Below are 12,599 nucleotides of genomic sequence, written 5' to 3'. Positions count from 1 at the left end.
AATCTCGGCGGCAGGCTGGAAGGACAGGTGATTGTCGATAAGGGACGCCGGCATGATTCAGTCCTTGATGGCGCCGATGGCCCGCAGCACGCCGGGGGCAATGACAATCAGGAGCGTCAGCAGCCAGATGCCGCAGGTTTTGGCCAGGCGCAGCATCAGCGTGCCCCTGGCTTGAGAAATTGCTCTGCCCAGTACGGGAGCGTGTGCGATGCGCCGCAGCAGTGCCGGGAACCCGCTTCATTGGCGAAAATGTAGTTCAACGCGATGGGCAGCTTGCCGACCAGGGCGCGTTGTTTGGCTGGCGCGAAAAAGCCGTCACGCTCCAGTGCCTGCGCATCGCTGACGATGAAGGTCAGATTGGCCGCGCCGTAGGCGTGATAGGTCTTGGCAATCTCATGGATGTGGGCGGTCAGCGCCGCGATGCCGATGCCCGCGCTGGCTTGCAGCAGAAAACACGTCGGCGCCACGGGAACAATACAATTTTGCAAGGTCGGGCGGATCGTGCTTGATGCCATGGATTTGTCGGCATGACGGGTGGCGTGCAGCGTGTTTTCCATCGGTTTTCCTTATTTCAGGTTGAACGAATCCCGCACGCTCGAAAAGGAGCGCTGCAGGGCACAGCAAAAGAGGGGGAATTACGGCGGCCGGGCTACGGCGGCGCGAGGATCGGGATAGTCATCAGCAGCCGGCAGTCAGGTCCAGGGCCAGCTGGCTGGTGGCCGCCGTGCGCGCATGCTGGGACATCGGGATGCGGATATCGGCCTTGGGCATGGCGGACAGCGAGAGGGTGCGCAGCACTTCCAGGCCGGCCACGAAGGAGTGCCCACAGTCGGGGTTCTGGCACATGTAGGTGATTTCCTTGAACATTGCGGACATCGTGCGGCTTTTGACGGCGCGGACGGTGTATTCGCAGTGCGGGCAGGGCAGGCCGATGACTCTCATTTCAGCTTTCTTTCCACTTGGTACAGGGCGCGACCGCGACCTGTCATGTTTTTCGACTGTATGCGTAAGCGCGACTTGACGAGCCATTCAGCCGCCTGATCGATACTTGCCAGCCCCTGGCGTTGGCGCACGATTTCTAGCAGCGCGCGCTCGTCGTCATTGAGATTAATTTGGTGATCTGGCATGTGGGTAGCTTTGCAGTTGCTTAAAAGTTACTATTCAGTGTCTCGGATTAAGCACTGCGAAGCTGTACGCTGTCGATGTTGGCTTCGTCACCTGCAATAACTGCTAAGGCTTCACGCATGACGATCTGACGCACCAGCACAGCAAGCGCTTCGCCCTGGTAATCGGCGAGCGAGGAAACAAGCTGGTGTTCGTAATCGTCCAGGCGCAACATGACGCGGTGGTTTCGGATACGTTTTGCATCTGGGTACATGGCGTCGTCCTTAGTGGGGGATTTGGGAAGCGATTTCGCGCTTGTAGTCGGCGAGGCCGCGCAAGATCAGGAAGCGCAGTAACCAGGCACGGGATCGTTCTTGCTTGGCGGCAATGGCTTCGACCTCCAGCACTTCATCAGGCGCTAAGCGGACGCCCAAAGGCTGCGAAGTGACGCCCTTGGCAGTGCGCCCGATTTTGGATACGTTTTTCATAATGTTATGATGTGTAATCGCTACAGGATGGCGTAACTATAGTGTACGAACGTACACTTGTCAACGAGATTTAGTGAAAATATGAGCACCATTGGGGAAGCACTAAAAGCCGAGCGTTTGCGCTTAGGCATGAATCAAGACGAGTTCGGCGCGGCAGGCGGCGTAAAAAAACGCACTCAAATATCGTATGAACAGGACGAGCGTTCGCCCGATGCAGTCTATTTGCGCGCAATCTCTTCAATTGGCGTTGACGTTCAATTTATCCTTACTGGAGATCAGGCGACAGCTTCGCTCACTCAGGATGAAAAGGAATTGCTGACTGGTTATCGTGGCTTGGATATTCGAGGAAAAGCAGGTGTGCTAGGGATGATAGACGGGATGAGTGCATCCCCGGCGGCGGCCCCTACAAAAAGTGGACCGCACGTAGAGTTTCATGGAAAAGTTGGCCACCAAATCACCGGCGACATCACCGGCAAGCAGACCTTCAACATGGGTAGCAGCAAGAAGAAGATTAAAGATTAGCAAAAATGATGGATTACTGATGGCTGAAAAATCGAGTTTTTACGGGGATGTTAGCCAGGCTGTTGTTGGAAATGTGAAAGAGGCACCACGTCAAAGTAACGTGGTCAATTTCACGATAGGTTCGAAGCCTGAATTTCAGCCGCTTACGAAGTTGCAGCGGCAAGATGTGACGGCCAAGGTCAAGGCGCTGGTAGCGCTGAGTGGCGCGCCTGCACTGGATGTTTACCGCGTGCTGCTGAATAATTTCGGCGCGGCCAACATGAATGCATTTCCAGGCGACAAGTATATGGCAGCGATGGCGTTGCTCAATGCCCGCATTGTTGCACTGCAGAATGCGCCAGGACCTATGCCCGCGCCTGTAGGTCCAATTGCTCCCGCTATCTCACCACATCAGGAAACCGTGCACCTGAAGATGCCATGCGCGTCCTGCGTTCGGCACGCGGCCGAAATGAAACGGATGTGGACTACGGTTTTAGTGTTGTGCGCACTGCTGCTTGGTTCGGCGCTGCTTTGCGGCTGGCTGTTGCTGCCTTCGGCTGTCGGTGCTGCATCAGGATCGTCCACTGAGACACAGTGTTTCGTCGATGGCAAGGCGTATTCATTGGGAAGTTCCAGCAGAATGCCGAATGGGGCGATACGCGAGTGCGTGAGTAACGTCTCCGACGGGATTCCCCGGTGGTCCGCAGGCACAAGAAAATGAGATTCTTACTAATCAAGAAATTAGCCTTTACCGCGTGCCTCCTTGCATGCATCCCATTGCTGGCGGCCAATACGCCATGCTCGGGCCGCAAAGGTGGCATTTCTCATTGTGACGGCGCAACTTTCGTCTGCAATGATGGCTCGATCAGTGCATCGAAAAAAATCTGTTCCGCAACTGGCCAGCCTGCCAAGGAGCCTGTGGTTGATTCCTCCGGTTGCTCCTGTCGCAGTGGGAACTACTGCACTGGACCGCGTGGCGGACAGTACTGTCTGAGCGACAGCGGCGCCAAGAGCTACCGACGCCGCGGAGTCACACTTTATTTATACTTACTGACATTTATATGAAAAAAATAATCGCAGCCATTGCATTATTCTCGCTTCCTTTCCTCGCTTTTGCCGATGCCAAGACAGTCACGTCGCCTGTCGAAGTTCAGAAAATCATTGCCCGAATTCCCGTTGCCGACAAGACTTTTGGCTATAAGAATATCGGCGAGAGAATGCAGAGGATTGGCATGAAAGTCAGCTCCATCCAGATCGACCAGGTTGGGAAGGAAGATGCTGAGCCGCCCATGTATCGAGTCGGCGATCAGGTGGTTTCTATTTTTACCAATGAGCCATCGGAAGTGGTTAAATCCATATGTCCAATTATGGGATCGCCGGTGTTTATCAAACGTGGTGTTACATACATTCCGTCTGGTCGAACTGCATATTGGTTGATGCATAATAAATGCGAAAATGGAGAGCGACTCTAATCCGTAAGTATAGAACTTTTGAATGATATTTTTCGTGCGCTGGAATGCCGTTTTTCATTGATCTGGGCTTTGCATACGAGTGTCAAAAAATCTAAAAATTTATATTTCATAATGTTTCATCAATAACCAATTATCCAGAATATGAAAGCTATCGAAGAATTGCGGCCGTTATTGTTGACTGAATTTCAGTGCCAGTTACTTGATGCAGCAAAACAATCACTGCAAGCATTTGATAATCCACTTCGATTGAATAATTTTTCAACTGCGTTTCGTGAATTAGTACGGCATGTTTTAGAAAATTTGGCGCCGAGCGACGAGATAGAAAGATGCACGTGGTATGTTCCTGATTCGAATTCTAAAACCGGTATGACACGCGCGCATCGCGTATCATTTTTTATTCATGGCGGAATAGCGCCTGAGTTCGCAAAAAAGGAGTTAGGGATTGACATTCAAGGTGAGCGGAGGAAGCTTAATATCGTTGCTAATAATCTTAGTAAATTCACACATGTAAATCCAGATACATTTAATCTTCCTCCTGATGAAGTTGAAGCCTACGCTAGTGCTGCATGTGAGGCTCTTAATAGTATGCTTGTTAGCGCCAGTGAGGCTAGACGGGAGTTGGTGGACGCGATTATAGGGCAGGTTGAAGATGAGGTAATTTCTGCCGCTTTAAGTGAGACAGTTATGTCCGTATATGATATTTCTCCGCATCATAGTATTGATGAAGTTTACATAGGTGGGCTTGAAGTTGTACGCATCGGGGCGGAGAATGTAGAGTTCAAGGCTTATGGAAGCTTGGGTGTTCAATTGCAATGGGGTTCCAATAGCGACATTCGAAGAGGCGATGGAATGCTAAAGCGTGAGAATTTTCGCTTAACTATGACACTCACAAGTAGCGTGGATGACCCTACAGCAGTAATAGGGAACGATGAAACCCTTTTTGTCGACACTTCAGCTTGGGATGATAATGATATCCTTTTTGCTCGCGTTGACGATATCCGGGAGGAAGAATCCTGAATGGACTCTAACTCATCAGACTATCCAGGTCAAATGACGTTTGATTTATAACTGCTAATTGTTGATGTTCTTAATAGTTATGCTATATACTTCAATTGTATACTTCCAGTACTGCTGATGATTCCGAGACTTCGATTTAACTCTCATTTTGTTACCTCGGCGTCAAAGATTACTCGTTATTTTCACGGATAATATCCCGCACTTCCTCGATGTGCTTCCACGCATGCAGCGCCGCCCGCTTGGCGGCCTGCTTGCTCTTGTAGAGGTGCTCCAGCGTCTTGAGCGTTCCCGCAGCGCCCGCCTGTTCCTGCCCAGCCTTTGTTTTCTTCGCCGCCACATCCTTCCACTTGGCCACCAAGCCCGTGATGCCTTCGTCCGGGTCTTTCTCGTTCTCGCGTTCGGCCTCGACCGCTTCCGTTTTCGTCTCAAATTCCACCCGCGTGGTAAAGCCGTTGCCGCCCAGGCTGTGCGTGACTTTGACCGATAGCCATTCGGTGGCGTCGATCTCGGGCTTGAACCCCTTGATTGTCACGGGCGATTGCGGGAACACGGCCGGGTTGCCCAGGGCCAGGCTCATTTCAAAGGTGGCCAGGCCGCGCAGGATGCGCTGCCATTCGGCCACGGCCGCCGCGCGCGCGTCGGTTTCGTTGGCGAAAGTGGTGCGCAGGCGCTTGCTGTTGCCGGGCACGCCGGCCACCACGCTGCGGCGGCGCGCGTAGCGCTCGTCATGCCAGAAGGCGCGCACGCCCGTGTAGGCGTCGCTTTCGGCGCTGTGGTAGCGGTGGCCGTCGCCCAGGGCGCGCGTGATGGGAATGACGGGCAGCGCCTTGCCGCTGGCGGTGCGACTCTGGTTGATGGGGATGAATAGTAGGATGTCATTCTTGACGGTGGCCACCGCGTCGTATTTCCTGCCCAGCCGGCGCAGGAAGGCCGCATCGCTTTCGTGGGTCTGGTCGATGTGCTCGATGGCGGTGTCACGCAGGCGCGCCGACACGCCCGACGCCAGCTCGTTGCGAAAGGCGATGGCCTCGATGATGGCGCCCAGGGTGGTCTTGTGAAAGCTGTGTTCCTGCTGCTGTTTGAACGTGTCGATCAGGTTGGCCGACCTGGCGCGCAGGGTGATGGTGTCGGGCGCGCCGCTGTGCTCCACCTCGTCCACGGTGAACTTGCCCATGTCCACCAGGCCGGTGGCTTGCCAGCCCAGCGCCAGGGCGATCTGCGCGCCGCGCGGCGGCATGGCCAGCTTGCCGTCGCTGTCATCCAGGGAAATGTCGAGCTGGTCGCTCTCGTCGCCACGGCACAGGGTCAAGGTCAGATTAATCAGCCGCGGCGAGACGATGGCCGTCAAATCCTTGTCCTCGATGCTGACCTTGAAGGCGGGGATATGCTCGCTCATTTAAACTTGTCCGCCGCGCTGCCGATGGCGCCGCTGATGGTGCCACCGATCTTGTCTTTCATTTCGCTGACCACGCCGCCGTATTTCGAGGTGATGCCGCCGACCACATTGCCCACCACGCTGCCCACGGCATTCTTGGCCGCGCCGGCAATGCTGCTGGTCATGCCGTCGATGCTGAGCATGTTTTTCAGGTCGCCGATGTCGCCCAGGCCGATCATGGCCAGCACGCCGTCGTCGTCACGCTTGAGCGCAATGCTGAACTCGACCCGGCGCGCGCCGCCGCTGCCGTCCAGGATGGTGCGCCCCTCCGTCATGCTGGTGATGCGGTAGGAGCCTAGGATGCGGCCCGTACCCTGGATCAGAATCCACGATTTACCCGTGTCTGCCATCATGCGCAGCGCATCGAGCGAATACAGGGAGCCGGTCAGTTCCGGCGCCACCCAGCCCGACAGGGTAATCGTGTCGTCGCCTGGCCCCACATACTGGTGCGCGTCGCGCAGGCCCACGCGGGCCGTGCTTGTGTGCTTCCATTCCGTTTGCCGCTGCAGCTCGTGATAGGCCAAGGTCGGCAGGCTGAACACGAACATTCCTAAAATCATCATCATGGTGCTTTTCTTTCTTAATCGTGGTCGCGCAAGGACGAGCGGATGCGTGCGGCCTTTTCGCGGTCGCGCTGCTCCATGGCCGCATACACGGCGCGGGCGATGGCCTGCGGATCGGAACCGGCTTGCGCCTGGATCGTGATTTCGATCTTGTCGCCTTGAATCGTCATGCCGGCGCCGAACCCGCCCTGGGATAGCGGGGCGCGCGTGTCGAAGGCGCTGGCGGGTAATGCCGTGGCCGTGCCGATGGCGATGCCGGCGCCCAATTGCGTCAGGCGCTGCGCCAGGCTAGACACCTTGGCAATCGGCGCGCCCTCGCTGCGGTCCAGGCCCACAGCCAGGCCTTGCATGGTGTAGTCGCCGAGCTGGGCAAACACATGGCTTGGGCTATGGATGCCCAGCTTTTCCTTGAACCAGGCAATGGTGCTGGAACCGGCATTGCTGATGGCATCCTTGACGGCGCCCATGGACCCGGTGATGCCGTTGACCAGGCCGCGCAGGATGTTGGCGCCGAACTCCGTGAACTGGGCCGGCAGCTTGACGCCGAACCATCTCATGACGCCAGCGAAGGCCTGGTAGAACACGCCGACAGGCGACCAGTTGATAATCAGGGCCGTGATGTTACTCATGCCGCCGGCGCAAACGGTGCGCAGGCGCGACCAGACGTCGGCAAAGAAAGCGGCGATAGGTTGCCAAGACGCGGTGATGCGCTGCAAGATAATGGCGCCGAAGTCGGTGAATTTGGCCGGCAGCGTGATGCCGAACCAGCCCAGCGCGCCCGCGAAGGCGCGATAGAACGGGGCGAGCGGCGTCCAGTTGGCGATCAGGGCGCTGACGCCGCCAATGCCGCCGGCAAACGCGGTCTTGATCTGCGACCAGATGTCGGTAAAGAAGCCGGCCAGCGGCGCCAGGCCTGCGGCGATGCGCTCCCGGATGCTGGCGGCAAAGTCGGTGAACCTGGCAGGCAGCGCAACACCGAACCAGCCCAGCACGCCGGCGAAGGCGCGATAGAACAGGCCCAGTGGCGACCAGTCGGCGATCAGGCTATTGATGCCGGTAAAGCCGCCGGCAAACGCTGCCTTGACGTCCGACCACAGGCCGCGAAAGAAACCCTTGATCGGCTCCCAGTATTTATAGATCAGGAAGGCGGCGCCGGCGATGACCGTGATGGCAATGCCAATCGGGTTCAGCATCAGGGCACGGCCCAGCCACAGCACGGCACGGCCCGCCCACATGAAGGCGCCGCCCAGGCTGCGCAAGATGGGCGTGAGCACGCCGCCCGTCACGCCCATCTTGGCGAACATGACGTGCAGCATGGCATACGGGCCGATCATGGCGGCGATGCCTAGCATCAGCGGGCCGAGCACCAGCAGCAGGCCGGCCAGCACGGCAAAGGCGGTAATCATGATCTTGGCCACGGTCGGGTTGCGCTCCATGAAACCGTTCAGGCGCTGCACGGCACTGATGGCAATTTCCAGCCCCTGCGCGTACAGCGGCAGGATTTTTTCGCCCATGGTGAGCTTGAGATTGGCCAGCTTTGATTGCGCTTCCAGTTCCTTGCCGGCGGCCGAGTTGCGGCCCAGTTTTTCCAGCCGGCCAATATCGGCGGCGCCACGGTTGAGCTTTTCGTTCTTGTGGATCTGCACGCGCTGCAAATACATCTGCGAGTACAGGTTCGACGCTGTGCGGTTGGAAAAGATGCTGCCGATGGCGTCGAGCACCTGTTTCTTTTCCGTGATGCCCTTCTTGGCCAGTTGCGGCAACAGCACCTTTTCCAGCCATTCGAACTGGTTTTCTCGGAACAGTTCGGCGCCCAGCAGCGCGCCCGGATCGAGGAACGAGACTTGCCCCGCTTTGTCGTGCTTGACCTTGCTCTTGTCGCCAATCAGGCCGAACTCTTCCAGCTTCCTGGCTGAGCGCTTGGTGGTGCGGCCCTGGTACAAGTTCTGGTAGGCGCTCATCAGGGACGTGCCGACGCGGTTGCCGCTCATTTCCTGTACCAGCGGTTCCATCTGGTAGTAAAAGGCGTCATCTTTCAAGCCCTTGGCGGCGATGCCGCCCGTCTTGATCATGTTCAGCCATTCATTCGGCCCCACGCGCCCGCCCGTGGCGGTGATGACCTGCTGCACGATATTGGCTTGGGCTTCAAACTTTTCCTTGCTCTCCAGACCACCGCGCAGCTCGATGACCTTGAGCATGTCCATGAACTTGCGTTCGTTGTCGGCGCCCTCGGCCTCGCCAAAGAAGGCGTGATTGGCAAACTTCATCTTGGCCAGGGTAGGGGCGACCATTTCCGCATGGTGTACGTCGGCAAAGGCGCTCATGCCGTCGCGCATGAGCTGCAGATTGTCGAGCTGGCTGGTGCCGTAGGTTTTCATGTTGCGCGCGAAGGCGACGGCTTCGGCAGATACCTTGTCGCCCAGGCCCAGGGCGTTGACGCGGCCCACTTCCGTTTGATAGTGCTTGGCCTCGTTCAGCCCCTTGACGACGGGCGCGCCAAGTACGGCGCCCGTGGCGGTGGCGCCCGCGCCGGCCATGGCCAGGTTGCCCGCCTTGTTGCGCAGCTTGTCGGCGTGCTGGGTGGCATTGGTGACGCGCTGCTGCTTGGCGGCGGAGGCGGCCAGGCGCTTTTGTTGCGAAGCCAGTTCAACGTTCGTTAGCTGGATGCTGTTTTTTAACCATTCCTGCGCCTTGCCCAGTTGGCGCGTGTCGATGCCGGCTTCCTTGAGGCTGGTACGCAGGACGCGGAATTGCTGGCTTTGTTCGCGGCCTTTCAGCGTCAATGCCTGCGTGACTTTGACTGCCGCGTTAAATTCGCGCGTCAGGGCGCGCGTGGGCGTCGTGGTCTGCTTCATTTTCGCAGCAAGATCATTAAGTTTGTCCTGCGCTTCCTTGAGCTTGGTACGCGTGGCATTGATGCCGCTATGCAGTTCGCGGAATTTCCCCAGGTTTCTCTGCTGGGTGTTCAGCTCGCGCAAGCGGTCGCTGGTCGCTTTCAGCGCCTTGGCCGTCTCGCTGGAGCCGCCCATGATCTTTTTCAGCGGGCCGGTAATTTTGTCCAGTGCCGCAAATACCACCTGTAACTTCAAATCCCGACCAGCCATCTATTCCGCTCCGCTTCGTTGCCTGGCGCGTTCGCGCCAGGCCATCAGTTCATCAATCGTAAAGCCGTCCATCGCTGCCGGCGTCCAGTGAAAGACGCCGGCAATGTCGGCCATGGCGTCTTCTACTTCGCCGGGGATACAGAAAGACGATCGGCTTTGCTCGCCAAAAAACCGGCAACCTCGGCGCCCACGGCCAGCAGGTCGGCCGGGTCCATGTTGGCAATATCGTGCGCCGTCAAGGTTGGCTCGGTGATGCGCGGCAGCACGATCTGCAGGGCCGACACGTTCAGATTGCCCAGTTCGATCAGGGAAATGCCGCGCAGGGCGCCCGCCTTGGGCTTGCGCACGGTGAGCGAGGTGATGAAGCTGTCGCCGCGTTTGATCGGCTCGTCCAGCTCGATGACGGCTTGATTGTTGTTGTCGTTGTTCATGGTCTTGTCCTTATAGGGTGGTGGTGAATAAAAAGGGAATTACAGGCCGATGGCCTTGCGGATGGCAGCGTTGGTGTCGCCGCCGCCAAAGTTCTCTGTGCCGCTCATGAAGTCCAGTTCGATGACGGTGGCGCCGTCGATCATCAGCTTGTAGTAGCTGCAAGCCATGGTGTATTTGTGGGTGGTGTCGTCGCCCATCTTGGCCGCGCCCATGTCGATTTCCTTGTAACGGCCGCGTACGACCACTTCCACGGCGGCGACGCTGCCGTCATCGTCGTTCTGATAAGCGCCCGCAAAGCGCAGTTGCACGGCGCCGTGAGTGTGGGCGCCGTACTGTTTCAGGGCATCGGCGATCAGGCCGCCAGCGCTCCATTCCAGCGACAGCGCCTCGTTGCCGAAGTCCACGGACACAGGGCCGCTCATGCCGCCGGCGCGGTACTCTTCCATCTTGCGGCTGAGTTTCGGCAAGGTGACCTCGGGCACCATGCCCATGAACAGCACGCCGTTTTGAAACACGTTGAATTGCTTGAGTTTGTGGGGCATGCCCATAATTTTCTCCAGTGGTCAGTTGCACCCGCACGCGGCGGGCACGGGGATGGTTAAGCCGCGATGCGCGAGGCGAAGTCGGCCAGGTAGCGGTCGGTGATGCGCTGCTGGAATTTCAGGTTTTCCAGCGGCGGCACGGGTGTGTAGTCGTAGTCGATGGCCAGCTTGCCGTCTTTCAGCCCCGTTTTGTCGTTGTATTGCTCGTCATACCAGGCGTGGCCGTCGATGATGTAGCCCTGCAATTTCAGGTCGCGGAACTTGGCGTTGATGCTTTCCAGCAGATCGCGCACCAGGGACGGATGCAGGGGCACATCGACATAGGCGAAATGCGCCTCGGCGATGGTGTCGGCCAGCACCTGGGCCGTGCGCGTGTAGCTTTCGAAATAGAAGAAGCCGCCCGGCGTCTCGCAGGTGCGCGAACCCCAGAAACGGTAGCCGCCCATGTTAATCAGGGTGGTCACTTCCTTGGCGTTGAGCACGCCGGCATCGGTGGCCGGGTCTTGCAGGTCGAAAAACACATCCTTGGTGATGCCGGTGGGGCCGTTGATGACGACGTTGGACAAGGTCTTGTGCCAGCCCGTTTCCTCGTCGATCTTGGCGCGCAGGCCCATGGCGTAAGCGACGGCAGAAATGCTGGCCTCTTCATCAAGGGTGGTATCCCAGTTCACGAAGTCAGGCCAGATCATCATCACTTCGCGCTGGCCGAACTGGCCGCGATAGGTGGTGGCCGCCGTGACGGTGGCGCAGCCATAGGCCGACGCGTAGACGAAGCCGCGCAGGCGCTGTGCCACGCTGGCCAGGGCATTGGTGACGGCCTGGGTGTCCAGGCCCGGCGCGCCCAGGATGCGCGGTTTCATGCCGAGCTTGCTTTGCGCGGCCAGCAGCGCCTGGGCGCCCAGGTACTTGCCATCGGGCGAGACGCCACCCACGGCGTTGCTGGTGGTTTCCGCTTCCGTTTCGCCTTCGGCCACGCGCACGACGACGCACAAGGGCTTGGTCTGCGCGGCGATGGCTTCAAGCGCACGGTACAAGGTGCCGGTCTTGCCGGCCTTGCCCATGGCGGCCAGCACGTTGGTGACGAGCACGGGCGTGTCGAGCGGGAAAGCTGCCGCGTCGGCGTCGTCGGCCGTGGCGATCAGGCCCAGCACGGCCGTGGACACGGTGCGGATGGGGCGCGAACCCTCGTTGATTTCAATGACGCGCACGCCATGGTGGTAGTCGGTGGCCATAGGGCTCTCCTGGTGAGTGGTGGATGGGCGTTACTGGGTGGATGCCATGCCGGCGGTATCATCGAAAGCGCGCCGCGCCTCGCCGGACAGGGTGGCGGCAATGCGCGCGTATTCGGCGTTGACGGCCGCTTGCAGCGCTTCGATGTCCTGCCCGGCGGCAACCGTCGGGCAGATGGTGATGTCGAGCAGCCAGGCGCGCGCCGCCGCGATGGCTTGCACGGTGCCGGCGTCGCCGTCGGCCATGGCGGCAAAGCCGATGCCGGCCAGGCGGTTGAGGATGGCGTCGCGCGTCTGGCGCACGGATGCCAGGTAAGGCGCGGCGAGCGTGGCAAAAGAGGGAGCGGGCGGCGCGGTAATTTTCCAGCTGCCCGATGCCAGGCGCTTGATGCCCGCGCCGGTACTGATGGCCACGCGCAGCTTGTCCTCGTCATTGCTGGTGATGTCGATGGCATCGGCCGGCCAGGTGCCTGCCGCCTCATAGTCCGCACGCATATCGGTGGCGTAGAACGCGCGCGTCGTGATAGAAAATACTTTATTCATTGTTAACTCCCCAAGGCGAACCAATTGGCCAGCACGCCGGCAGGTGCTGGGACGCCGGCGGCGTTCCAAAAATTAATGCGGAAACTGCCAGGCGTGATCTGCATGGCCGTGGCGTAGCCCGCACCCGAATTGATTTCCAAGGGCACGACAAAGTGCGCCGCTGTGGGAA

General features: G+C 58.6%; 18 protein-coding genes. 5 read left to right on the top strand and 13 right to left on the bottom strand.

The features are described 5' to 3' along the window. Positions 1-155: 155 nt before the first annotated feature. The 5 genes from AC54AF_RS25930 to AC54AF_RS25910 form a co-directional block, all read right to left on the bottom strand. Positions 156-557 (bottom strand): hypothetical protein, encoded by a 402-nt coding sequence (locus AC54AF_RS25930; RefSeq protein WP_496638866.1) that lies wholly within the window; start codon positions 555-557, stop codon positions 156-158. Between the two features lie 121 nt (positions 558-678). Beyond that, the gene (locus AC54AF_RS25925) at positions 679-942 is read right to left on the bottom strand and encodes an Ogr/Delta-like zinc finger protein (RefSeq protein ID WP_176382421.1); all 264 of its coding nucleotides are present in this window, start codon (positions 940-942) and stop codon (positions 679-681) included. Then, a complete protein-coding gene (locus AC54AF_RS25920; RefSeq protein WP_496638865.1) occupies positions 939-1,127 on the bottom strand; it encodes a hypothetical protein in 189 nt (62 codons plus the stop codon). Before AC54AF_RS25920 ends, AC54AF_RS25925 begins: the two co-directional genes overlap by 4 nt. Positions 1,128-1,174: 47 nt before the next feature. Next, a complete protein-coding gene (locus AC54AF_RS25915; RefSeq protein ID WP_070292043.1) occupies positions 1,175-1,378 on the bottom strand; it encodes a hypothetical protein in 204 nt (67 codons plus the stop codon). Between the two features lie 10 nt (positions 1,379-1,388). After that, on the bottom strand, positions 1,389-1,592 hold the full coding sequence (locus AC54AF_RS25910) for a hypothetical protein (RefSeq protein WP_496638864.1): 204 nt from the start codon (positions 1,590-1,592) through the stop codon (positions 1,389-1,391). An 81-nt stretch (positions 1,593-1,673) separates the two neighbouring features. On the opposite strand from AC54AF_RS25910, the gene AC54AF_RS25905 reads away from it, so the two are divergent. The 5 genes from AC54AF_RS25905 to AC54AF_RS25885 all read left to right on the top strand — a co-directional run bounded on the left by AC54AF_RS25905 (position 1,674) and on the right by AC54AF_RS25885 (position 4,582). Beyond that, positions 1,674-2,114 (top strand): helix-turn-helix domain-containing protein, encoded by a 441-nt coding sequence (locus tag AC54AF_RS25905; protein ID WP_496638863.1) that lies wholly within the window; start codon positions 1,674-1,676, stop codon positions 2,112-2,114. Positions 2,115-2,133: 19 nt separating this feature from the next. Beyond that, positions 2,134-2,814: a hypothetical protein gene (locus tag AC54AF_RS25900; protein WP_496638862.1), complete on the top strand. Its 681-nt coding sequence runs from the start codon at positions 2,134-2,136 to the stop codon at positions 2,812-2,814. Next, on the top strand, positions 2,811-3,158 hold the full coding sequence (locus tag AC54AF_RS25895; protein WP_496638861.1) for a YdcA family protein: 348 nt from the start codon (positions 2,811-2,813) through the stop codon (positions 3,156-3,158). Before AC54AF_RS25900 ends, AC54AF_RS25895 begins: the two co-directional genes overlap by 4 nt. Beyond that, the gene (locus tag AC54AF_RS25890) at positions 3,155-3,565 is read left to right on the top strand and encodes a hypothetical protein (RefSeq protein ID WP_496638860.1); all 411 of its coding nucleotides are present in this window, start codon (positions 3,155-3,157) and stop codon (positions 3,563-3,565) included. Before AC54AF_RS25895 ends, AC54AF_RS25890 begins: the two co-directional genes overlap by 4 nt. 141 nt (positions 3,566-3,706) lie before the next feature. Further along, positions 3,707-4,582 carry a pPIWI-associating nuclease domain-containing protein gene (locus tag AC54AF_RS25885; protein WP_496638859.1) on the top strand — a complete coding sequence of 292 codons (876 nt, stop codon included), beginning with the start codon at positions 3,707-3,709 and terminating at the stop codon, positions 4,580-4,582. A 169-nt stretch (positions 4,583-4,751) separates the two neighbouring features. On the opposite strand, the gene AC54AF_RS25880 is transcribed toward AC54AF_RS25885, so the two are convergent. Genes AC54AF_RS25880 through AC54AF_RS25845 form a run of 8 tightly spaced genes read right to left on the bottom strand, consistent with a single transcriptional unit; the run spans position 4,752 to position 12,430 of the window. Then, positions 4,752-5,978, bottom strand: coding sequence for a phage late control D family protein (locus AC54AF_RS25880; RefSeq protein ID WP_496638858.1), 1,227 nt, complete (start codon positions 5,976-5,978; stop codon positions 4,752-4,754). Further along, entirely contained in the window at positions 5,975-6,583 is a 609-nt protein-coding gene (locus AC54AF_RS25875; RefSeq protein ID WP_496638857.1) for a phage tail protein, read from the bottom strand. Before AC54AF_RS25875 ends, AC54AF_RS25880 begins: the two co-directional genes overlap by 4 nt. Before the next feature lie 14 nt (positions 6,584-6,597). Continuing rightward, a complete protein-coding gene (locus AC54AF_RS25870; RefSeq protein WP_496638856.1) occupies positions 6,598-9,684 on the bottom strand; it encodes a phage tail tape measure protein in 3,087 nt (1,028 codons plus the stop codon). Beyond that, the gene (locus tag AC54AF_RS25865; protein WP_071650284.1) at positions 9,685-9,798 is read right to left on the bottom strand and encodes a GpE family phage tail protein; all 114 of its coding nucleotides are present in this window, start codon (positions 9,796-9,798) and stop codon (positions 9,685-9,687) included. An 8-nt stretch (positions 9,799-9,806) separates the two neighbouring features. Next, positions 9,807-10,115 (bottom strand): phage tail assembly protein, encoded by a 309-nt coding sequence (locus AC54AF_RS25860; RefSeq protein ID WP_496638855.1) that lies wholly within the window; start codon positions 10,113-10,115, stop codon positions 9,807-9,809. Positions 10,116-10,154: 39 nt separating this feature from the next. Then, the gene (locus AC54AF_RS25855) at positions 10,155-10,664 is read right to left on the bottom strand and encodes a phage major tail tube protein (protein ID WP_496638854.1); all 510 of its coding nucleotides are present in this window, start codon (positions 10,662-10,664) and stop codon (positions 10,155-10,157) included. Positions 10,665-10,714: 50 nt separating this feature from the next. After that, entirely contained in the window at positions 10,715-11,890 is a 1,176-nt protein-coding gene (locus AC54AF_RS25850) for a phage tail sheath protein (protein ID WP_496638853.1), read from the bottom strand. 30 nt (positions 11,891-11,920) lie between these two features. Continuing rightward, positions 11,921-12,430, bottom strand: a complete 510-nt coding sequence (locus AC54AF_RS25845) for a hypothetical protein (protein ID WP_496638852.1) — start codon at positions 12,428-12,430, stop codon at positions 11,921-11,923. Positions 12,431-12,599 lie beyond the last annotated feature (169 nt).

It is taken from the genome of Janthinobacterium sp. JF4 (assembly GCF_059617925.1).
The sequence above is the reverse complement of the archived record's forward strand: the minus strand, read 5'-3'. Positions and strand labels throughout refer to the sequence as shown.

Bases quoted from the DNA above. Each gene is read 5' to 3' on its own strand.
- AC54AF_RS25850 (WP_496638853.1), bottom strand. From the start codon at position 11,890: ATGGCCACCGACTACCACCATGGCGTGCGCGTCATTGAAATCAACGAG.
- AC54AF_RS25875 (WP_496638857.1), bottom strand. From the start codon at position 6,583: ATGATGATGATTTTAGGAATGTTCGTGTTCAGCCTGCCGACCTTGGCC.
- AC54AF_RS25910 (WP_496638864.1), bottom strand. From the start codon at position 1,592: ATGAAAAACGTATCCAAAATCGGGCGCACTGCCAAGGGCGTCACTTCG.
- AC54AF_RS25890 (WP_496638860.1), top strand. From the start codon at position 3,155: ATGAAAAAAATAATCGCAGCCATTGCATTATTCTCGCTTCCTTTCCTC.
- AC54AF_RS25930 (WP_496638866.1), bottom strand. From the start codon at position 557: ATGGAAAACACGCTGCACGCCACCCGTCATGCCGACAAATCCATGGCA.
- AC54AF_RS25900 (WP_496638862.1), top strand. From the start codon at position 2,134: ATGGCTGAAAAATCGAGTTTTTACGGGGATGTTAGCCAGGCTGTTGTT.
- AC54AF_RS25870 (WP_496638856.1), bottom strand. From the start codon at position 9,684: ATGGCTGGTCGGGATTTGAAGTTACAGGTGGTATTTGCGGCACTGGAC.
- AC54AF_RS25915 (WP_070292043.1), bottom strand. From the start codon at position 1,378: ATGTACCCAGATGCAAAACGTATCCGAAACCACCGCGTCATGTTGCGC.
- AC54AF_RS25895 (WP_496638861.1), top strand. From the start codon at position 2,811: ATGAGATTCTTACTAATCAAGAAATTAGCCTTTACCGCGTGCCTCCTT.
- AC54AF_RS25885 (WP_496638859.1), top strand. From the start codon at position 3,707: ATGAAAGCTATCGAAGAATTGCGGCCGTTATTGTTGACTGAATTTCAG.
- AC54AF_RS25860 (WP_496638855.1), bottom strand. From the start codon at position 10,115: ATGAACAACGACAACAACAATCAAGCCGTCATCGAGCTGGACGAGCCG.
- AC54AF_RS25880 (WP_496638858.1), bottom strand. From the start codon at position 5,978: ATGAGCGAGCATATCCCCGCCTTCAAGGTCAGCATCGAGGACAAGGAT.
- AC54AF_RS25920 (WP_496638865.1), bottom strand. From the start codon at position 1,127: ATGCCAGATCACCAAATTAATCTCAATGACGACGAGCGCGCGCTGCTA.
- AC54AF_RS25905 (WP_496638863.1), top strand. From the start codon at position 1,674: ATGAGCACCATTGGGGAAGCACTAAAAGCCGAGCGTTTGCGCTTAGGC.
- AC54AF_RS25865 (WP_071650284.1), bottom strand. From the start codon at position 9,798: ATGGCCGACATTGCCGGCGTCTTTCACTGGACGCCGGCAGCGATGGAC.
- AC54AF_RS25845 (WP_496638852.1), bottom strand. From the start codon at position 12,430: ATGAATAAAGTATTTTCTATCACGACGCGCGCGTTCTACGCCACCGAT.
- AC54AF_RS25855 (WP_496638854.1), bottom strand. From the start codon at position 10,664: ATGGGCATGCCCCACAAACTCAAGCAATTCAACGTGTTTCAAAACGGC.
- AC54AF_RS25925 (WP_176382421.1), bottom strand. From the start codon at position 942: ATGAGAGTCATCGGCCTGCCCTGCCCGCACTGCGAATACACCGTCCGC.